The following is an 18,836-nucleotide window of genomic DNA, read 5'->3' as shown; positions in this document are numbered from 1 at the left end:
AAAAGCGCATCCATTACTTGAAAAAGTTCGCTACTATATGGTATAATGGACTGTATTAAAAATTTTAAGGAGAAATGACAGAATGTCTGTATCATTTGAAAACAAAGAAACAAACCGTGGTGTCTTGACTTTCACTATCTCTCAAGACCAAATCAAACCAGAATTGGACCGTGTATTTAACTCAGTAAAGAAAACTCTTAACGTTCCAGGTTTCCGTAAAGGTCACCTTCCACGTCCTATCTTCGACCAAAAATTTGGTGAAGAAGCACTTTACCAAGATGCAATGAACGCTCTTTTACCAGACGCTTATGAAGCAGCTGTTAAAGAAGCTGGACTTGAAGTAGTTGCTCAACCAAAAATTGACGTAACTTCTATGGAAAAAGGTCAAGATTGGGTTATCACTGCTGAAGTTGTTACAAAACCTGAAGTAAAATTGGGTGAATACAAAAACCTTGAAGTATCAGTTGATGTAGATAAAGAAGTAACTGACGCTGATGTTGAAGAGCGCATCGAACGTGAACGCAACAACTTGGCTGAATTGGTTATCAAAGAAGGTGCTGCTGAAGATGGCGACACTGTTGTTATCGACTTCGTTGGTTCTATCGATGGATTAGAATTCCCTGGTGGTAAAGGTGAAAACTTCTCTCTTGGACTTGGTTCAGGTCAATTCATTCCTGGATTCGAAGACCAATTGGTAGGTCACTCAGCTGGTGAAACTGTTGATGTAATTGTAACATTCCCAGAAGACTACCAAGCAGAAGAACTTGCAGGTAAAGAAGCTAAATTCGTAACAACTATCCACGAAGTTAAAGCGAAAGAAGTTCCAGCTCTTGACGATGAACTTGCAAAAGATATCGATGAAGAAGTTGAAACTCTTGCTGAATTGAAAGAAAAATATCGTAAAGAATTGGCAGTTGCTAAAGAAGAAGCATACAAAGATGCTGTAGAAGGTGCTGCAATCGATAAAGCTGTTGAAAATGCTGAAATCGTAGAACTTCCAGAAGAAATGATTCACGAAGAAGTTCACCGTTCAGTAAACGAATTCCTTGGAAACTTGCAACGTCAAGGTATCAACCCTGACATGTACTTCCAAATCACTGGAACTACTCAAGAAGACCTTCACAAACAATACGAAGCAGAAGCTGAGTCACGCACTAAGACTAACCTTGTTATCGAAGCAGTTGCGAAAGCTGAAGGATTTGACGCTACTGAAGAAGAAATCCAAAAAGAAATCGAGCAATTGGCTGCAGATTATAACATGGAAGTTGCCCAAGTACAAAGCTTGCTTTCAGCAGATATGTTGAAACACGATATCACAATCAAAAAAGCTGTTGAATTGATCACAAGCACTGCAACAGTAAAATAATTTTATAAAGTAAAAAGCCTACCGAAACCGGTGGGCTTTTCTTGTATGTTATTTTCCGAAAAACTCTTGAAGGTCATCCTGGCTAATTCCAATCATGGCTGGAATGCTTGTCCAGTTATCTTCGGTTAGGATGTAAGATTGATGGGGGTTAATCTGATTTCTTGTTTCAAAAATAGGCTCATTTACTTCTTCAGAGGTTTCAGTTAGTTCAATGAAACGTTCTATTAGATAGGTTTTGCGAGAAGTTCCCATGTGTTGGGTAGCATAGTCAAAGGCCTGTAATTCTCCTAATAAAATTAGCTTACTTTTGGCACGGGTGATGGCGGTGTAGATAAGATTACGCTCTAACATACGCTTGCTGGCACTGGTAATGGGAAGGATAACGACGGGAAACTCACTTCCCTGCGACTTATGGATACTCATGGCGTAGGCTAGGCGAATCTTGTACCATTCATTTCGAGGATAAGAAACCTCATTGCCATCAAAATCAATGACAATCTCATCTTGTTTGGACTCGGTGTATTTGGCAGGAATGAGATCCGCAATGTAGCCTAAATCTCCATTAAAAACATTGACTTCTGCATCATTGACTAAATGAATAACCTTATCTCCCGTACGATAATTCCATTGAGTAGCTTCAAAACTAATCTGTCCCTTTTGAAGAGGATTGAGGAGTTCTTGCATGAGTTGATTAATCGCATCGATTCCTGCTGTTCCTCGGTACATAGGTGCTAGAACTTGGATATCACGAGCGGGTATACCACTTCTGAGAGCTGCGTCTAGGATTTTTTCAATGGTCGCTGGGATATGATTACTAGCGATTTCAAAGTAGGAACGGTCTGCTTTTTTCTGCGTAAAATCTGCAGGTAAGATTCCTTGACGAATCTGGCTAGCAAGAGTGATAATGGTTGATTCTTCGCTCTGGCGGTAAATTTTTTCTAATCGTGTTTGCGGTAAACTTGGAATTTGGAGTAAGTCAGCTAGGACTTGCCCAGGACTGACAGAAGGCAACTGATCACTATCTCCAACGATGAGAATTTTACTAGTAGAGGAGATATTTGAGAAGAGTTGATTGGCTAGCCAAGTATCTACCATAGAGAACTCGTCTACGATAATAAAGTCAGCATCTAGATAATCTTCCAGGTGACTTGTATCATCATCACCGGTCATACCCAGGTGTCGGTGAATCGTAGCACTAGGCAAACCAGTTAACTCGTTCATTCGACGAGCTGCTCTACCAGTTGGTGCAGCTAGAAGAATTGGAAGACTACTCTTTTTTTTCAGGTCCAGTCCTTCTAAAAGTGCATAAACTGCGATGATACCATTGATAACAGTAGTTTTTCCTGTTCCAGGACCACCTGTTAGGATAAAGACCTTGTTTTGGATTGCATCACAGATGGCCTGTTTTTGAATAGTATCGTACTGAATGCCAAGTTCTTTTTCGACAGTTGAAATATATTTTTGAATACTCTCTTTGTTCTCGTCTTTGTCCTCTTTTCTTTCAAGGATTCTCATTAGATGCTTGTGGATGCCTTCTTCTGCATAGAAGAGACTATTGTCAAAAATTTTAGTGTCTACCTGCTGAACTTTGTCCTCTTCGATTAGATGTGACAATTCGAGGGCAACTTGATTAGGATCTAGTTCCACTGGTCGAGAGGATTCTAGAAGGTTTATGGTTTGTTCTAGTAAGTCCCTTGCTTCAACATAGGTATCGCCACTTTCCATACATGAATTCAAAAGTCTATGAATGATTCCAGCACGAAAACGTTCCGGAGATTTGCTTTCAATACCAAGTTCTTCCGCTAGTTGGTCGGCAATGGTAAAGCCCAATCCTTTGATATCCTCTACTAGCTGATAGGGATAATTTTCAACGACATTTAAGGTCTCTTCCTTGTATTCATCTAGAATTTGAATAGCTAATTTATTAGGGATACCATAATTAGCTAATTTAGCCAGGACCATTTCTGTCCCGTAGTTGAGACGGAGTGTAGAAATAAAGGCTTCTCGATTTTTAGCAGATAATCCAGAAATTGATTGGAGTTTTTCAGGATGCTCTAAAATTTTGTCGATAGTATTTTCACCATACATATCCACAATTTTTTGCGCCGTTTTAAGACCAATACCTTTAAAGTGGCTGCTTGAAAAATACTTAACCAAACCTTTGCTAGTCGGCTTTGCCCTCTCGTAGCGAGTGATTTGTAACTGTTGACCATATTTTGAGTGTTGGACAATTTGTCCCCAAAAAGTGTATTCCTCACCCTCAATAACGTCAGCCATGGTACCAGTTACGATGATTTCAAAATCATCAAAGTCTTCAGCATTGGTATCTTCAATCTCTATGAGTAGGATGCGATAAAAATTACTAATATTTTCAAAGATAATGCGCTCAATAGTGCCTGTAAAATATACTTCCATAGAAATCCTCAATAGAATAAGAAGAGGCTGAGATTGGTATGTCTCGGCCTCTTAGTGTTTTTAGAATGTTCCGATACGGTCTACTGGCCAGAAACGGAATTTAGCTTCCCCAACAATGTCTTTTGCTTTAAAGGTTCCAACATGACGACTGTCATTGGATACAAGACGATTATCCCCAAGCAAAAGATATTCTCCTTCTGGAATAGTAAAGGTAAAACTAGTGTTAAAATTAGCATCTAGAGTGAAGGCTTGAGATTTTTCAGCAATACTTCTAAAATACTCTCCTTTTTTACCATCCCAATTACTACCTGTATAGGTAGATTGAAGCTTATCCTCTTTAAAGCGTTTGAGGTATTCTGCTAGATAAGGCTCTTCTGTTTCTTTATCGTTGATGTAGAGCTTATCATTTTCATAGCGAATTTTGTCTCCTGGTAAGCCGATAACACGTTTGACAATATCCTTATTTTCGGCATCTTCGTGTGCAACCACAATATCATAGCGATCTACTGGAAGATGTTTAACAACAAATAGAATCTCGTTGTCAGCTAAAGTTGGGTCCATTGAGTGTCCTTCAACTCGAACATTACTCCAAAGAAAGACTCGACTAAGACCAATAAGTGCGAGAATGAGGAAAAAACCTCCCCACTCTTTTAAAAATGATTTAAAGAATTTCATGATTTACCTTTCTAGCAGTTTTCTAGCTTTTTCAGTATTTTTAAAATGAAGTTTGGCACAAAAGTTAAGACCTTCTATACCATAGGCTTGTAAAATTTGACTAGCTACCTTATCAGAAGCTGCTCCAGCACCACTTGGAAGTTGATAGCCAAGCTCCTGACTAAGATTTTCTAAGTTTTCAAGAAAAAGATCACGCGCAATGATAGAACTGACAGCTACAGCCAAGTATTTTCCCTCAGCTTTCTCCTCCAAGGTTACTGGGTTTGAGAAGTGATTAGCCTCATTTTTCAGATATTTATCATAGTTCTGTGGGCTGGTAAAGGCGTCGATAACAATTTTCTCAGGCTCAACACCCTTTTGAAGAAGGAGAAAAATCGCTTGATTGTGTAAGGCAACCTTTACAGAAACAGCATTGTAGCGTTCGCCAATGACTTCATTATATTTACTCGGAGAAAGCAGTAGTGCTTGATGTTGGATTTTTTCCTTAAGAAGTGGAGTAATCTGACGAATCTTTTGGTCAGTTAGTGTTTTAGAATCTCCAACCCCGAGTTTTCGTAAAAAGTCATGCTGATCTGGTCTTACAAAAGATGCCACTACAGCTAATCCTCCAAAGTAGGAACCATTTCCAACCTCATCTGTCCCAATTAAAGGGCAATCTTGGCCACTAATTTCTTGATTGGTTTGGTAACCAAAAAAGCTGGCATAATTTTCAGCAGATTCTCCTTGAAAGAGAACCTTTCCAGAAGTATAGACAGATATACTAGCCTCGGGAAGCTTAAAGAAGTAACGTATATAAGGGTTTTTACTAGGAATCAGAGAACTTTGATAGTGTGTTACAAAATTCTGAATTTCCTCTTCACTTGGTGTTAGTGTTATACTTGCCATAGTCTCTATTGTACCATAAAAGCAGGAGAATTGGTAAAAACTGACAAACTAAGTGAAATTTGGTATAATATCGTGAGGTGAATTTTATGGCAAATATAAATCGATATAAATTTACATTTGGTAAAAAGACATTAACTCTAACGACAGAGCATGATAACCTCTTTATGGAGGAAGTAGCAAAGGTTGCTACAGAAAAATATGAAGCAATTAAAGAGCAAATGCCTGGAGCTGATGATGAGACTCTAGCTATTTTATTAGCAATCAATTGTTTATCAACACAGTTGAGTCGTGAGATTGAATTTGATGATAAGGAGCAGCAATTAGAAGCACTTAGATATCAAGTTGTTGCGGCTAAACAAGAACAAAGTAAGATTGAGGATCCCTTATGATTTCGTTTCTTCTCTTATTAATTCTTGCTTGGAGTTTTTATATCGGCTATCGCAGAGGCTTGGTCCTACAAGTTTATTATCTTGTGGCAACGATTGTCTCAGCTTATTTTGCTGGCAATTTTTACCAGTCTCTAGGGGAAAAATTTCACTTGTTAATTCCCTATGCTAATCCTAAGGAAGGAACTGGTACTTTCTTCTTCCCATCGGATCAGCTCTTTCAATTGGACAAAGTCTTTTATGCAGGTATCGGTTATTTGCTAGCTTTTGCGGTTTTCTATAGTATCGGTCGTTTACTTGGTCTCTTTGTAAATCTAATACCAACAGAAAAGATTGATGGCAAATACTTCCGTATTGGTGCAGGAGTTCTATCGGTTGGAGTGACCTTGTTTGTACTCCAGATGATATTGACCATTCTTGCAACAGTTCCTTTGGAAGTCGTTCAAAATTCACTCGAAAAAAGTTTAGTAGCTAAACATATGATTCAAAGTATTCCAATTACTACTGACTTTATTAAACAAATCTGGGTAACCAAATTAATCGGATAAAAAGGGCGGGAAATTTTCCTAGCCTTTTGTTTACAATTCCATGAGCTTAATAGTCACTGTAATGAGAAAATCCAACTCTTGCTGACCGTTCTATTTGCTCGTCTATTAAGGAAAGAACATGAATACAAAAATACTAGAAACACTAGAATTTAACAAGGTCAAGGCTCTATTTGAACCTCATATTTTGACGGAACAAGGACTAGAGCAGTTAAAAGAGCTAGTCCCGACAGATAAAGCTGATAAAATTAGACAGGCCTTTGCAGAGATGAAGGAGATGCAGGAGCTCTTTGTTGAGCATCCTCATTTTAGCATTCTGACTACAAAAGCAATTGCCTCAACTTGCAAGCGTTTGGAGATGGGAGCAGACCTCAACATCGAGGAATTTCTTCTGCTCAAACGCGTCCTCTTAGCTAGTCGTGAATTAAAAAGTTTTTATGAAAATCTTGAAAATGTACGCTTAGACCACCTGGCAAGTTGGTTTGAGAAACTTCATGATTTCCCACATTTACAGGGCAATCTCCAAGCTATCAATGAAGCAGGCTTTATCGAGAATTTTGCCAGTGAAGAATTAGCACGGATTCGCCGTAAAATCCATGATAGCGAGAGCCAAGTTCGTGATGTCTTACAAGACCTCCTCAAACAAAAGACGCAAATGTTGACAGAAGGTATCATCGCTAGTCGAAATGGAAGACAAGTTCTTCCTGTCAAAAACACCTATCGCAACAAGATTTCTGGTGTCGTTCATGATATTTCTGCCAGTGGTAATACTGTCTATATCGAACCGCGTGAAGTGGTCAAGCTGAGTGAGGAAATTGCTAGTCTTCGTGCAGATGAACGCTATGAGATGATGCGTATCCTCCAAGAACTCTCTGAACGAGTAAGACCTCACGCAGCTGAAATTGCAAATGATGCATGGATTATTGGGCATTTAGACTTGATTCGGGCTAAGGTCCGCTTTATCCAGGAGACAGGAGCAGTGGTTCCACAAGTCTCTGAAGGACAGGAGATTCAACTCCTTCATGTTCGTCATCCTCTTGTGAAAAATGCTGTTGCTAATGATGTGCACTTTGGTAAGGATCTAACAGCCATCGTTATCACGGGTCCCAATACGGGTGGTAAGACCATTATGCTCAAAACCTTAGGGTTGACGCAATTGATGGCCCAGTCAGGTTTGCCGATTTTGGCCGATAAGGGCAGTCGTGTGGGAATTTTTGAGGAGATCTTTGCGGATATCGGAGATGAACAATCCATTGAGCAAAGCCTGTCAACCTTCTCTAGTCACATGACCAATATTGTTGATATTCTTGGTAAGGTCAATCAAAACTCGCTCTTGCTACTTGATGAGCTTGGAGCAGGTACAGATCCCCAAGAAGGGGCTGCTCTTGCCATGTCTATCCTAGAAGACTTGCGTTTGCGTCAGGTCAAGACTATGGCGACCACTCACTATCCTGAACTCAAGGCCTATGGCATTGAGACAGCCTATGTTCAAAATGCCAGCATGGAGTTTGATACAGCTAGCTTGCGTCCAACTTATCGTTTCATGCAAGGGGTTCCTGGTCGAAGCAATGCCTTTGAGATTGCTAAACGTCTAGGATTGTCAGATGTTATCGTAGGTGACGCTAGCAAGCAGATTAATCAAGACAATGATGTCAATCGCATTATAGAGCAGTTGGAAGAGCAGACACTTGAAAGCCGCAAACGTCTTGAGAATATTCGCCAAGTCGAGCAAGAAAACCTCAAGATGAATCGTGCTCTTAAAAAACTCTACAATGAGCTAAATCGTGAGAAGGAAACAGAACTCAATAAGGCGCGTGAACAAGCTGCTGAGATTGTTGAATTAGCTCTGACTGAAAGTGATGATATTCTTAAAAACCTTCACAGCAAATCTCAACTAAAACCACATGAGATTATCGAAGCCAAGGCCATGCTCAAGAAGTTAGCACCAGAAAAAGTTGATCTTTCCAAAAATAAGGTCCTCCAAAAAGCCAAGAAAAAACGAGCTCCAAAAGTTGGAGATGATATCATCGTTTTAAGCTATGGTCAACGAGGTACCTTGACCAATCAACTCAAGGATGGACGTTGGGAAGCCCAAGTTGGTTTGATCAAGATGACCCTTGAGGAAAGAGAGTTTGACTTGGTTCAGGCTCAGCAAGAAGCACCAGTCAAGAAAAAACAAGTTAACGTGGTCAAGCGTGCTGCTGGTAAAGCACCACAGGCTCGACTGGACCTCAGAGGCAAGCGCTATGAGGAAGCTATGGAAGCATTGGATGCCTTTATCGACCAAGCTCTACTCAACAACATGGCTCAAGTAGACATCATCCATGGTATCGGTACAGGAGTCATTCGTGAAGGAGTAACCAAATATCTCCAAAGAAACAAGCAAGTTAAGAGCTTTGGCTATGCGCCACAAAATGCAGGTGGTTCTGGAGCGACTATCGTTACCTTTAAAGGTTAACCAAGCTATAGAATGAAATGTCAAAAGAGTACCTATCAAGTGATAAGTACTTTTTTTGATGAATCAATTTCAATCATTATTCTTAGTGACTATTTTAAAAGTGGGCAATCGTTTTATAGCAAAAAATTTGATGAAGGCTTGTCTAGCTGAGGTTTATTTATGCTATACTGATAGTAACGTCATTTTTGGAGGTTGGTATGAAAAAACTCCCCTTAGCCTTTTCAGGTTGCTTATTGGGATTGGCTGGAGCAGGAAATCTCATCTTGGATATTTTTCCGCTTTTATCACACATCTTTAGTTTGTCAGGCTTGATTTTATGGTTTTATTTTTTGGTGAGCCACCTCAATAACTGGCATGAAAGTAAGCAAGAATTAAAGAAAGCCCCTGTTTTGTCAGGAATGGCAACCTTTCCCATGGCAGGAATGATTTTATCAACGTATTTATTACGAATCTTACCCCCGAACATGAGCATTGTTGCACAGATTCTCTGGTGGTTTGCTTTTCTTCTAGATGTTTACCTCATCTTATACTTTACAAAGAACTATGTCTTGGTTAAACAAAGGGCCAGTGCAACACCAACTTGGACGGTTCTTTATGTAGGTATAGCAGTAGCGAGCTTGACCTACCCAGTGGTGGGTATTATAGGGATTGCCTATGGAGCTTGGATTTTTGGTTTTATCTTAACCCTTATCCTTTATCCTCTTATTTATCAAGATTTGAAAAGAAATCCATTACCACTAGCTTTACTAGGGCAAGAAGGGATCTATTGTGCTCCATTTTCTCTCCTTTTAGCAGCACTAGTTCGGATAGGAGGTCCAGACCTTCCTAGCTGGATTTTGCTGGTCATGGTCCTTGCATCACAGACTTTCTTTTTCTTTGTCCTTAGTCGCTTGCCAAGAATTTTAAAACAGGGCTTCCAACCAGCCTTTTCAGCCCTAACTTTCCCAACTATCATCACGGCAACTTCCTTGAAAATGGCCCAGGGTATCCTACAGTTTCAAGTTCTTAACCTCCTCGTTTGGTTAGAAACTATCATTTGTTTAACAATCCTCATCTACGTATTAGTAGAATATGTGAGATATTTAAGAAAATAAAAGACCCCCTAGCACGGAGAAGTGTTAGGGGTTGTTCTATCTTGAACGTGTAAATCAATTAGATCAGCTTTCTCCTACTGTTCTTCATGTTCGGATAAAAAACAATAAGTCATAGTCCCAAAGATGGCTCCAATACTAAGACCAAAGACCAGTAAGGGGATCATTATCTCTGTTTGGATGATTTTTTCCAAGAATGTTGAAAGGGGTACCTGCTGAACGAAGAGTTTATGAAAGAGTAGCAGGGCAAATAAGCCAATCTCAATAATTATAAATACCAACCAACTACGAACTTTTATTTGGTGTTTGCTGTAAGTTTTGTAGATGATTTCTGATTTATCATCCTTTTCAAGATTCAGCTCTTTGACAGCTCTTTGGGCTTTTATACTCATGAACAAAATGAGTCCAAAATAGATGTAGGGCATAACCGATTGAACAATTTCTATAAAGCGTCCAAACAAAATATAGAACAGGAAGAGAAAGAAGGAAGAGTAAAAGATTTGGACCATGGAACGGGCGCAAGCCTTGTAGATAACCTCTTGACGGCATTCATCAAAGGGGCCTTGGATATGAAAGAAATTTCGAAGTAAGCGAGTTGTTAAATCTTCTTTTTGCATGGATAATTTCTCCTAAATGAACGATGTTACTTTGGTTCTTTTACGAATTGATAGAGATAATAAAGATAAGTGATAGAAGAAAGGGTAGCGATAGTGAATAGTAAATAATATTTCCAATCGCTTGAAATAACCGTCAGTTGTGGCAAGGATATAATCATAAAGCATAGTGCTAAGTTGAGTATGCGCGTTTTTTGGGAATCTATCTTTAGATAAGTCAGTCCTTTGTTGAGTGCTGGAACAAAGACAAGAACAAGGACTGTATCGTAGATGGGCAAGTTCCCTGAAATGATGATGAAGGCGAGTAGAGAACTGAACAAAAGATGATAGGTAAGTAACGTTACTAGTGATTTCATAAGTTTCCTCCTAATAGTCGTCTTGATCTTCCTTGGCTTTTCGAATGCGAAGCCAGACGACAAGTTGCATCACCAATCCGAAGAAGAAAGCTGCGAAAAGGATTGATGTGAAATGGCCTAGATTGAAAAGGTAACTAAGATAGTTCTTGTTATCATCCGTTAAGACATTGAGAAGAGGCATTCCAAAGAACATCAAAACTCCATAGACAAGTCCGGCTTTAAGGCCAGGGTAGCGTAACTGTTTCTTTTCTTTCTGGTTCAACATATCAGGGTCAATAGCAGTAATACCAGTTTTTTTAGTTTGAGTGGTGACATAGATTGCACAAATCATGGAAATCATAAAAATAATGATTGGATATCCGAAAGCGACAATTTGGGGATATTTATAAGAAAGGACAAAGGGAATGAGATTTCCAAAAATCATGAGGTAAAAGAGAACCATAAAGATTTTATTTCCAATGCGGTCAGCCTCGCGTTGTTTGTGTTCATCAAGTGGTCCAGAAATGCCATATGTGCGTTTGATGAGTTTTTCAGTGAGAGTTTCTTTTTTCATTTTTCTTCTCCTTATTAAAATTCGTCCTCCCAAAAGAGACTGTTGAGGTCTGTTTGGAGGCTATGAGCGAGATTGAGACAGAGTTCCAGGGTAGGATTGTACTTGTCATTCTCAATCATGTTGATGGTTTGTCTAGAGACACCGATATCTTTGGCAAGTTCAAGTTGGGATTTTCCCAGTTCCTTGCGGAATTCTTTCACACGGTTCATTCTTTCTCCTTTTTAGAACGTGTCGCATATATTTGACTATAGTATATTCTTTTCAAAACAAAATGTCAACTATTTTTGACATATTTCTAAAAGAATCTTGGTGATAATATTTCTATGTGAAAATCTTCTAGCGATTTTATGCTATAATGAAGAAAAATAATAGTGATTTGGATACCCTGAATGCTATCCAATAAAGAAAGAGCAGAAAATGAACCATAAGATTGCAATTTTATCAGACATTCATGGCAACACGACCGCCTTAGCTGGAGTGCTTGAGGACGCTAAAAAGTTGGGAGCAACTGAATATTGGCTCTTGGGAGATATTTTTCTTCCTGGGCCGGGAGCAAATGACTTGGTGGATCTTTTGAAGGACCTACCCCTTACAGCATGCGTTCGAGGAAACTGGGATGATTGTGTTTTAGAGGCTTTAGATGGGGAATATGGTTTAGAAAATCCCGAAGAAATTCAGTTTCTCAGGATGACTCAGTATCTGATGGAGCGTCTAAACCCAGAGCATATTGATTGGTTGAGAAATCTACCTATGGTAGCCAAGAAAGAAGTAGAAGGCTTGCGCTTTTCTCTTTCACATAATTTACCTGAGAAAAATTATGGTGGTGATTTGCTGGTTGAAAATGATACCGAAAAATTTGACCAGTTACTTGATGAAACTACTGATGTAGCCGTCTATGGTCATGTTCACAAGCAGTTGCTTCGCTATGGTAGCCAAGGTCAACAAATCATCAATCCAGGTTCGATTGGTATGCCTTATTTTGACTGGGTAGGGCTGAAAAATCACCGAGCCCAGTATGCCTTGCTTGAAGTTGAAAATGGTGAATTGGTCAATATCCAATTTCGTAAGGTTGCTTATGATTATGAAGCAGAGCTAGAATCAGCTAAGACCAAAGGACTTCCTTTTATCGAAATGTATGAAGAATTACGACGCGAGGATAACTATCGGGGGCATAATAGAGATTTGTTAGCTAGTTTAATTGAAAAGCATGGATATGTCGAGGATGTCAAGAATTATTTTGATTTTTTGTAAAAGGTGCTTTAACTAACAAATACTAAATAAAACGATTGGATTAGCCAATCGTTTTTAATATATCTTATTGTAATTGAGATTGATCTGGTAAGTAAGAACCACCGAGGTATGTCTTGCTGAGTTTTTCAAGGGTTCCATCTTGGTAGAGTTCTTTGAGGACCTTGTCGAATTGCTCTTTAAATTCTTTTTGGTCACTTGAGAAGATGATGTAGTTGTTTGGATTGTCGTTGCTTTCCAAGTCGACTACGTTCAAGTCTAAACCTCGGTCTTGAATAATTTTTTGAACAGAGATTTTATCAAAGACTAGGAAATCAAACTCACCATTAGCGAGGTCAGTCAGGCGCTTAGCCACATCCTCACCAGAGTATTGGATGGTTGCAGGATTGTCGGAGTGGCTTTGATTCCAGTCTGTAACGACTTTGGCAGTAGAAGTTCCTGTATCATCCTGAGTTGTTTTACCAGCGATGTCTTGGAGAGAAGTAAGAGCCTTGTCTTTTCTGCTCACGAGAACCAAAGGATTTTTAGCGATAGGTAGTGAGTAGAGATATTTGTCGGCTCTCTCTTTGGTATAGCTCAAGTTGTTGGCAGCAGCTTGGTAACGGCCGGCATCCACTCCAGGGAAGATACTTTCCCAGGCTGTTTTTTGGAATTCAATCTTGTATTGGTCTAGTTTTTCATCGACTGCTTTTAAAACTTCAACATCATATCCAGTTAAATTACCATCTTGTTCAAAGTCAAAAGGTGGGATGTCTCCGGCAGTGGCTACGACAATGGTTTTAGGGCTAGCAGTGGAAGTTGAAGTACTATCTTGTTTGGCTTGTCCACAGGCCACCAACAAGGGACTAATGGCTAATAATAAGAATAATTTTTTCATGTGTGTCTCCTTTACCTCATGATACCTAGCTTACCAGACAATCAATTAGATATCCAATATATATTTTTTATGGAAATGATAGAGAATGATTATGTTTTTCCTTATTAGTTTGTAGTATAAAAAAACAAAAATCTAGCATATATTTTTGACGTCAAGGGTATTAAATATTAAAATATAGGTTAGTAAATGGATTTTAAGGAGATGATTATGAAAAAAATTGTCACTATTGGACTAGCAGTTTTAATGGTTTCAACTTTGGTAGCTTGTTCTAATAATAAACAATCAAAGTCTACCAGTAATGAATCAACCACAGTAGTAACAACAATAGATTCATCAACAACTGAGATTACGCAAACTCAAACTTCTGAATTTTCGATTTTAACTGATGAAGAAATTAATAAGGCCAAGAAAATTGGTGAAATGAAGCAGCTCATGCCTAGACTGAATGCAATCGCCTATAAAATTTCGGATATAAGAATAGCTTCTCTACCAGAAGAGCAGCAAGAGTTTGAGAGGTCGAAAGCTAAATTAGAAGCTATACAATTAGAAGCTTCAACAAAAAAGTACAATGAACATTTATCAACTTATGGACCTGATGATACATTTATGCCAGAACCAAATCGTACGTACTTACTTAAAGAAGTAATTTATTATCGTGACATCATAAAGAATCTGGCTCATAAATTTGGTCTGGACCAATAACATATCGATAAAGTAGGCGCTGCATCGCCTGCTTTTTTTTGGAAAATGATTTTTTAGAATAGAGTAGATTAAGAATCAGTCGTAGTTTAATAGCTGATAGATATTTGATACTCTGAATAATGAAAAATCTCTGCAAGCTCTTTCAGAATGTGGTAAAATGGAAGCAGTAGAAATAGAAAAGGAAATCAATTATGAAATTTCTTGAGTTAAATAAAAAACGTCATGCGACAAAGCAATTTATTGATAAGCCTGTAGATCCTAAAGATGTTCGTACAGCTATTGAGATTGCTACTTTAGCACCAAGTGCTCACAATATCCAACCTTGGAAATTTGTTGTCGTTCGTGAGAAAAATAAAGAACTAGCCAAATTGGCTTATGGTACGAACTTTGACCAAGTTTCAGAAGCACCCGTAACGATCGTCTTATTTTCAGATACAGATTTACCAAAACGTGCGCGTAAGATTGCACGCATTGGAGGAGCAAAGAATTTTTCTGAAGAGCAACTTCAATACTTCTTGAAAAATCTCCCAGCTGAGTATACTCGATACAATGAACAGCAAATCAGTGACTACCTAGCCCTCAATGCAGGTCTCGTTGCTATGAACCTTGTCTTGGCGCTTACAGACCAAGGAATTGGTTCAAATATTATTCTTGGTTTTGACAAATCAAAAGTTAATGAAGTTTTAGACATTGATGCACGTTTTCGCCCAGAACTTTTGATTACAGTAGGTTACACAGACAAAAAATTAGAACCAAGCTATCGCTTGCCAGTTGATGAAATTATCGAAAAAAGATAGGAAGAAAAAATGACAACAATTGATTTTACAGCAGAAGTAGAAAAACGCAAAGAAGACCTTTTGGCTGACTTGTTCAGTCTTTTGGAAATCAACTCAGAACGTGACGATAGCAAGGCTGATGCGCAACATCCTTTTGGACCAGGGCCAGTGAAAGCTTTGGAAAAATTCCTTGAAATTGCAGACCGTGATGGCTATCCAACAAAAAATGTCGACAACTATGCAGGACATTTTGAGTTTGGTCAAGGAGAAGAAGTTCTTGGAATCTTTGCCCACATGGATGTGGTGCCAGCTGGTAGCGGTTGGGATACCGATCCTTACACTCCAACTATCAAGGATGGTCGCCTCTATGCGCGTGGTGCTTCAGATGACAAGGGTCCTACAACGGCTTGTTACTATGGTTTGAAAATCATTAAAGAGCTTGGCCTTCCAACTTCTAAAAAAGTTCGCTTTATTGTCGGAACTGATGAAGAATCAGGCTGGGCTGATATGGACTACTATTTTGACCACGTAGGACTAGCAAAACCAGACTTTGGTTTCTCTCCAGATGCTGAATTCCCTATCATCAATGGTGAAAAAGGGAATATCACAGAATATCTCCACTTTGCCGGTGAAAATACTGGTGCAGCTCGTCTTCACAGCTTTACTGGTGGCTTACGTGAAAATATGGTTCCTGAATCAGCAACGGCTGTTGTTTCAGGTGACTTGGCTGATTTGCAAGCTAAGCTAGACGACTTCGTTGCAGAACACAAGCTTAGAGGAGAAATCAAAGAAGAGAACGGCAAGTACAAGGTTACGATTATCGGTAAATCTGCCCATGGTGCTATGCCTGCATCAGGTATCAATGGTGCGACTTATCTTGCTCTCTTCCTCAGCCAGTTTGCCTTTGAAGGTCCTGCAAAAGACTACCTTGACATTGCTGGTAAGATTCTCTTGAATGACCATGAAGGTAAAAATTTGAAGGTTGCTCATGTGGATGAAAAAATGGGTGCCCTTTCTATGAATGCTGGTGTCTTCCGCTTTGACCAAGCAAGTGCTGACAATACCATTGCTCTTAACTTCCGTTATCCAAAAGGAACAAGCCCAGAGCAAATCAAGACAGTTCTTGAAACCTTGCCAGTTGTTTCAGTTAGCTTATCAGAACATGGTCACACACCTCACTATGTACCAATGGAAGATCCACTTGTTCAAACTTTGTTGAATGTTTACGAAAAACAAACAGGTCTTCAAGGTCACGAACAAGTCATCGGTGGTGGAACATTTGGCCGTCTCTTGGAGCGTGGTGTAGCCTATGGTGCTATGTTCCCAGATTCTATCGATACCATGCACCAAGCCAATGAATTTATCGCCTTGGACGATCTTTTCCGTGCGGCAGCCATCTACGCTGAAGCTATCTATGAATTGATCAAATAATCATTTAGAAGTCTGAGATTCACTCTTAGACTTCTTTTTGAAATTGCTAGAGAAAGAGAAGAATCCATGTCAGAAATTCAAAAAATCAAACAAGCTATCATGGAAGATCCGCAAAATAAAAGCTATACAGAGCAGGGGATAGAGCCTCTATTTGCAGCACCACAAACAGCTCGCATCAATATCATCGGTCAAGCACCTGGTCTCAAAACCCAAGAAGCAGGACTCTACTGGAAGGATAAAAGTGGCGACCGCTTGCGAGAGTGGTTGGGTGTAGATGAAGACACTTTTTATAATTCAGGTTACTTTGCAGTCATGCCCATGGACTTCTATTTTCCGGGGCATGGGAAATCTGGTGACCTACCACCTCGCTCAGGTTTTGCAGAGAAGTGGCATCCAAAACTTTTGAAGGAGTTGCCAGATATTCAATTAACGCTCTTGATAGGACAGTATGCTCAGGCCTATTATTTAAATGAGAAAGTTAGTGGTAAAGTAACAGAGCGGGTTTGTCACTATCAGGATTATTTACCAGAATTTTTTCCTCTGGTACACCCATCCCCACGAAATCAAATCTGGATGAAAAAAAATCCTTGGTTTGAAGCAGATGTTTTGCCTGATTTGAAAAAGAGAGTAAAGAAAATAATTGGAGAATAGAGATGAAAGAAATCGCTTTTGAGGATTTTTACAAACTGTGTCAGAATGGCTGTTCGACCATTATTGATGTGAGAGAAGAAGCAGAGTTTCATCAGGTGCATATTGAAAGTGCTCAAAACCTTCCCTTGAGTTCTTTGGCTGACACCTATGAAGTCTTGGATAAGAATCAGACCTACTATCTCATTTGTAAGTCAGGTATTCGTTCAGCTCATGCCTGTCAATTTCTAGTAGAAAAGGGTTATGATGTCGTCAATGTTCCAGCTGGTATGGATGCTTTTGAATAAAAAATAAATTCCTTGGAGAAAGGAAATAGAGTCTTTTCTCCAAGGAATTTTTTAAACAAAATAGTTCAGAAAATTGAAAACATTTTAGAATTATTTTATGATAGCCTTTTCTTGCTTTTAATCATGTTATACTAAGAAAGTATTTTATTTTTTATATAAGGAGAGTTTATGGCTAAAAAAGGTGCTTTAACAGGGTTACTCCTGTTTGGAATATTTTTTGGTGCGGGTAACTTGATTTTCCCCCCTACCCTAGGTGCTCAATCTGGGGAACAATTTCTCCCTGCCATCGCAGGTTTTGTATTTTCGGGTGTTGGGATTGCCGTTTTAACCTTAATCATTGGTACTTTGAATCCAAAGGGTTATATCTATGAAATCTCTAAAAAGATTTCGCCTTTGTTTGCGACGATTTATCTGGCAGCCTTGTACTTATCGATTGGTCCATTCTTTGCCATTCCACGTACAGCGACAACATCTTACGCAGTCGGGATTAGTCCCCTATTGGCTGAAGCAGATAAGGGATTAGGTTTGATTGTCTTCACACTTATCTACTTTGTTGCAGCATATTTAATCGCACTCAATCCTTCAAAGATTTTGGATCGTATTGGTCGTATCTTGACTCCAGTATTTGCTCTTTTAATTATCATCTTGGTAATTCTAGGTGCCTTCAAATATGGAGCCAATGCACCACAAACGGCTACTGAAGCTTATCAAATTTCAGCCTTTGGTGCAGGGTTCTTAGAAGGTTACAATACTCTCGATGCTCTTGCCTCAGTTGCCTTTAGTGTAATTGCGGTTCAAACCTTGAAACAACTTGGATTTTCAAGCAAAAAAGAGTATATTTCAACCATTTGGGTAGTCGGTATTGTCGTAGCACTCGGATTTAGCGCTTTGTACATCGGATTAGGTTTCCTTGGAAATCACTTCCCAGTAACAGAAGAAGCGATGAAGGGTGGAACCCCAGGGGTTTATATCCTGTCACAAGCGACTCAAGAAATCTTTGGTTCGACTGCTCAACTATTCCTTGCAGCCATGGTAACCGTTACTTGCTTTACAACGACTGTAGGGTTGATTGTATCTACTGCCGAGTTCTTTAATGGGCGATTCCCGCAGATTGACTACAAGATTTATGCGACTGTATTTACTTTGATTGGATTTGCTATTGCCAACCTTGGTCTTGATGCAATCATCAAATACTCAGTTCCTGTTCTTGTAATCCTCTATCCAATTACTATTACCATTGTCATGATTGTCATTGTTAACAAATTTGTACCACTTTCAAAACCAGGGATGCAATTGACAATGGCTCTTGTTACAGCTATTGCCGTAACTAGCGTATTAGCAAGTTCGTTTGAGATTGCAACTCTTACAAATCTGATCAATTCTTTACCATTTGCCAATGCTTCACTGCCTTGGTTAATTCCAGCGATTATCGGTATCTTACTTTCTCTTGTTCTTCCAAACAAACAAGAAAGTGAAGCCTTTGAAATGGAATAATAAAAAACCTTGGCATTAGCCGAGGTTTT

Annotated in this window: 20 protein-coding genes; 12 read left to right on the top strand and 8 right to left on the bottom strand. The window is 39.2% G+C overall.

Features of this window, described 5'->3' with window-relative positions:
- Window positions 1-82: 82 nt before the first annotated feature.
- Window positions 83-1,366 (top strand): trigger factor, encoded by a 1,284-nt coding sequence (tig, locus tag QM847_RS04365; protein ID WP_414354101.1) that lies wholly within the window; start codon window positions 83-85, stop codon window positions 1,364-1,366.
- Window positions 1,367-1,414: 48 nt separating this feature from the next.
- Here the strand turns inward: tig and QM847_RS04360 are convergent, their stop codons facing one another.
- The 3 genes from QM847_RS04360 to rnhC are packed head-to-tail and all read right to left on the bottom strand — an operon-like array spanning window position 1,415 to window position 5,341.
- Window positions 1,415-3,781 (bottom strand): ATP-dependent RecD-like DNA helicase, encoded by a 2,367-nt coding sequence (locus tag QM847_RS04360; protein WP_414354100.1) that lies wholly within the window; start codon window positions 3,779-3,781, stop codon window positions 1,415-1,417.
- 60 nt (window positions 3,782-3,841) lie between these two features.
- Window positions 3,842-4,456: a signal peptidase I gene (gene lepB / locus QM847_RS04355; protein ID WP_414354098.1), complete on the bottom strand. Its 615-nt coding sequence runs from the start codon at window positions 4,454-4,456 to the stop codon at window positions 3,842-3,844.
- Between the two features lie 3 nt (window positions 4,457-4,459).
- Window positions 4,460-5,341: a ribonuclease HIII gene (gene rnhC, locus QM847_RS04350; protein WP_414354096.1), complete on the bottom strand. Its 882-nt coding sequence runs from the start codon at window positions 5,339-5,341 to the stop codon at window positions 4,460-4,462.
- A gap of 86 nt (window positions 5,342-5,427) precedes the next feature.
- Here rnhC and zapA point away from each other — a divergent pair, with 86 nt between their 5' ends.
- The 4 genes from zapA to QM847_RS04330 all read left to right on the top strand — a co-directional run bounded on the left by zapA (window position 5,428) and on the right by QM847_RS04330 (window position 9,824).
- The gene (gene zapA, locus QM847_RS04345) at window positions 5,428-5,730 is read left to right on the top strand and encodes a cell division protein ZapA (RefSeq protein ID WP_269797178.1); all 303 of its coding nucleotides are present in this window, start codon (window positions 5,428-5,430) and stop codon (window positions 5,728-5,730) included.
- Window positions 5,727-6,275, top strand: a complete 549-nt coding sequence (locus tag QM847_RS04340; RefSeq protein ID WP_414354094.1) for a CvpA family protein — start codon at window positions 5,727-5,729, stop codon at window positions 6,273-6,275. The genes zapA and QM847_RS04340 overlap by 4 nt, the downstream gene beginning before the upstream one ends.
- A gap of 118 nt (window positions 6,276-6,393) precedes the next feature.
- Window positions 6,394-8,730, top strand: a complete 2,337-nt coding sequence (locus tag QM847_RS04335; RefSeq protein ID WP_414354092.1) for an endonuclease MutS2 — start codon at window positions 6,394-6,396, stop codon at window positions 8,728-8,730.
- A gap of 197 nt (window positions 8,731-8,927) precedes the next feature.
- The gene (locus QM847_RS04330; protein ID WP_414354091.1) at window positions 8,928-9,824 is read left to right on the top strand and encodes a TDT family transporter; all 897 of its coding nucleotides are present in this window, start codon (window positions 8,928-8,930) and stop codon (window positions 9,822-9,824) included.
- 74 nt (window positions 9,825-9,898) lie between these two features.
- Here the strand turns inward: QM847_RS04330 and QM847_RS04325 are convergent, their stop codons facing one another.
- Genes QM847_RS04325 through QM847_RS04310 form a run of 4 tightly spaced genes read right to left on the bottom strand, consistent with a single transcriptional unit; the run spans window position 9,899 to window position 11,553 of the window.
- Window positions 9,899-10,438 carry a DUF3278 domain-containing protein gene (locus tag QM847_RS04325; protein ID WP_320693739.1) on the bottom strand — a complete coding sequence of 180 codons (540 nt, stop codon included), beginning with the start codon at window positions 10,436-10,438 and terminating at the stop codon, window positions 9,899-9,901.
- Window positions 10,439-10,464: 26 nt separating this feature from the next.
- Window positions 10,465-10,791 carry a hypothetical protein gene (locus tag QM847_RS04320; RefSeq protein ID WP_320693738.1) on the bottom strand — a complete coding sequence of 109 codons (327 nt, stop codon included), beginning with the start codon at window positions 10,789-10,791 and terminating at the stop codon, window positions 10,465-10,467.
- Window positions 10,792-10,801: 10 nt separating this feature from the next.
- Window positions 10,802-11,344, bottom strand: coding sequence for a DUF3278 domain-containing protein (locus QM847_RS04315; RefSeq protein WP_414354089.1), 543 nt, complete (start codon window positions 11,342-11,344; stop codon window positions 10,802-10,804).
- A 14-nt stretch (window positions 11,345-11,358) separates the two neighbouring features.
- Entirely contained in the window at window positions 11,359-11,553 is a 195-nt protein-coding gene (locus QM847_RS04310; RefSeq protein WP_414354087.1) for a helix-turn-helix transcriptional regulator, read from the bottom strand.
- A 208-nt stretch (window positions 11,554-11,761) separates the two neighbouring features.
- On the opposite strand from QM847_RS04310, the gene QM847_RS04305 reads away from it, so the two are divergent.
- Entirely contained in the window at window positions 11,762-12,595 is an 834-nt protein-coding gene (locus QM847_RS04305) for a metallophosphoesterase family protein (protein WP_414354086.1), read from the top strand.
- 64 nt (window positions 12,596-12,659) lie between these two features.
- On the opposite strand, the gene QM847_RS04300 is transcribed toward QM847_RS04305, so the two are convergent.
- Window positions 12,660-13,469: an amino acid ABC transporter substrate-binding protein gene (locus QM847_RS04300; RefSeq protein ID WP_414354085.1), complete on the bottom strand. Its 810-nt coding sequence runs from the start codon at window positions 13,467-13,469 to the stop codon at window positions 12,660-12,662.
- 207 nt (window positions 13,470-13,676) lie between these two features.
- Between QM847_RS04300 and QM847_RS04295 the strand changes: the two genes are divergently transcribed.
- From QM847_RS04295 to brnQ, 6 genes are all read left to right on the top strand, one after another.
- A complete protein-coding gene (locus QM847_RS04295) occupies window positions 13,677-14,171 on the top strand; it encodes a hypothetical protein (protein ID WP_414354083.1) in 495 nt (164 codons plus the stop codon).
- Between the two features lie 191 nt (window positions 14,172-14,362).
- The gene (locus QM847_RS04290; protein WP_075566562.1) at window positions 14,363-14,968 is read left to right on the top strand and encodes a nitroreductase family protein; all 606 of its coding nucleotides are present in this window, start codon (window positions 14,363-14,365) and stop codon (window positions 14,966-14,968) included.
- A 9-nt stretch (window positions 14,969-14,977) separates the two neighbouring features.
- A complete protein-coding gene (pepV, locus tag QM847_RS04285) occupies window positions 14,978-16,378 on the top strand; it encodes a dipeptidase PepV (RefSeq protein WP_414354081.1) in 1,401 nt (466 codons plus the stop codon).
- Window positions 16,379-16,444: 66 nt separating this feature from the next.
- Window positions 16,445-17,029 (top strand): uracil-DNA glycosylase family protein, encoded by a 585-nt coding sequence (locus QM847_RS04280; protein ID WP_414354080.1) that lies wholly within the window; start codon window positions 16,445-16,447, stop codon window positions 17,027-17,029.
- A gap of 2 nt (window positions 17,030-17,031) precedes the next feature.
- Window positions 17,032-17,313, top strand: coding sequence for a rhodanese-like domain-containing protein (locus tag QM847_RS04275; protein ID WP_414354078.1), 282 nt, complete (start codon window positions 17,032-17,034; stop codon window positions 17,311-17,313).
- 168 nt (window positions 17,314-17,481) lie between these two features.
- On the top strand, window positions 17,482-18,807 hold the full coding sequence (gene brnQ / locus QM847_RS04270) for a branched-chain amino acid transport system II carrier protein (RefSeq protein ID WP_414354076.1): 1,326 nt from the start codon (window positions 17,482-17,484) through the stop codon (window positions 18,805-18,807).
- Window positions 18,808-18,836 lie beyond the last annotated feature (29 nt).

This window comes from Streptococcus timonensis (genome assembly GCF_047463455.1).
Classification (GTDB): domain Bacteria; phylum Bacillota; class Bacilli; order Lactobacillales; family Streptococcaceae; genus Streptococcus; species Streptococcus timonensis_B.
The sequence above is the reverse complement of the archived record's forward strand: the minus strand, read 5'-3'. Positions and strand labels throughout refer to the sequence as shown.

Coding starts and splice junctions, on each gene's coding strand:
- tig (WP_414354101.1), top strand. CDS start 83: ATGTCTGTATCATTTGAAAACAAAGAAACAAACCGTGGTGTCTTGACT.
- QM847_RS04360 (WP_414354100.1), bottom strand. CDS start 3,781: ATGGAAGTATATTTTACAGGCACTATTGAGCGCATTATCTTTGAAAAT.
- lepB (WP_414354098.1), bottom strand. CDS start 4,456: ATGAAATTCTTTAAATCATTTTTAAAAGAGTGGGGAGGTTTTTTCCTC.
- rnhC (WP_414354096.1), bottom strand. CDS start 5,341: ATGGCAAGTATAACACTAACACCAAGTGAAGAGGAAATTCAGAATTTT.
- zapA (WP_269797178.1), top strand. CDS start 5,428: ATGGCAAATATAAATCGATATAAATTTACATTTGGTAAAAAGACATTA.
- QM847_RS04340 (WP_414354094.1), top strand. CDS start 5,727: ATGATTTCGTTTCTTCTCTTATTAATTCTTGCTTGGAGTTTTTATATC.
- QM847_RS04335 (WP_414354092.1), top strand. CDS start 6,394: ATGAATACAAAAATACTAGAAACACTAGAATTTAACAAGGTCAAGGCT.
- QM847_RS04330 (WP_414354091.1), top strand. CDS start 8,928: ATGAAAAAACTCCCCTTAGCCTTTTCAGGTTGCTTATTGGGATTGGCT.
- QM847_RS04325 (WP_320693739.1), bottom strand. CDS start 10,438: ATGCAAAAAGAAGATTTAACAACTCGCTTACTTCGAAATTTCTTTCAT.
- QM847_RS04320 (WP_320693738.1), bottom strand. CDS start 10,791: ATGAAATCACTAGTAACGTTACTTACCTATCATCTTTTGTTCAGTTCT.
- QM847_RS04315 (WP_414354089.1), bottom strand. CDS start 11,344: ATGAAAAAAGAAACTCTCACTGAAAAACTCATCAAACGCACATATGGC.
- QM847_RS04310 (WP_414354087.1), bottom strand. CDS start 11,553: ATGAACCGTGTGAAAGAATTCCGCAAGGAACTGGGAAAATCCCAACTT.
- QM847_RS04305 (WP_414354086.1), top strand. CDS start 11,762: ATGAACCATAAGATTGCAATTTTATCAGACATTCATGGCAACACGACC.
- QM847_RS04300 (WP_414354085.1), bottom strand. CDS start 13,469: ATGAAAAAATTATTCTTATTATTAGCCATTAGTCCCTTGTTGGTGGCC.
- QM847_RS04295 (WP_414354083.1), top strand. CDS start 13,677: ATGAAAAAAATTGTCACTATTGGACTAGCAGTTTTAATGGTTTCAACT.
- QM847_RS04290 (WP_075566562.1), top strand. CDS start 14,363: ATGAAATTTCTTGAGTTAAATAAAAAACGTCATGCGACAAAGCAATTT.
- pepV (WP_414354081.1), top strand. CDS start 14,978: ATGACAACAATTGATTTTACAGCAGAAGTAGAAAAACGCAAAGAAGAC.
- QM847_RS04280 (WP_414354080.1), top strand. CDS start 16,445: ATGTCAGAAATTCAAAAAATCAAACAAGCTATCATGGAAGATCCGCAA.
- QM847_RS04275 (WP_414354078.1), top strand. CDS start 17,032: ATGAAAGAAATCGCTTTTGAGGATTTTTACAAACTGTGTCAGAATGGC.
- brnQ (WP_414354076.1), top strand. CDS start 17,482: ATGGCTAAAAAAGGTGCTTTAACAGGGTTACTCCTGTTTGGAATATTT.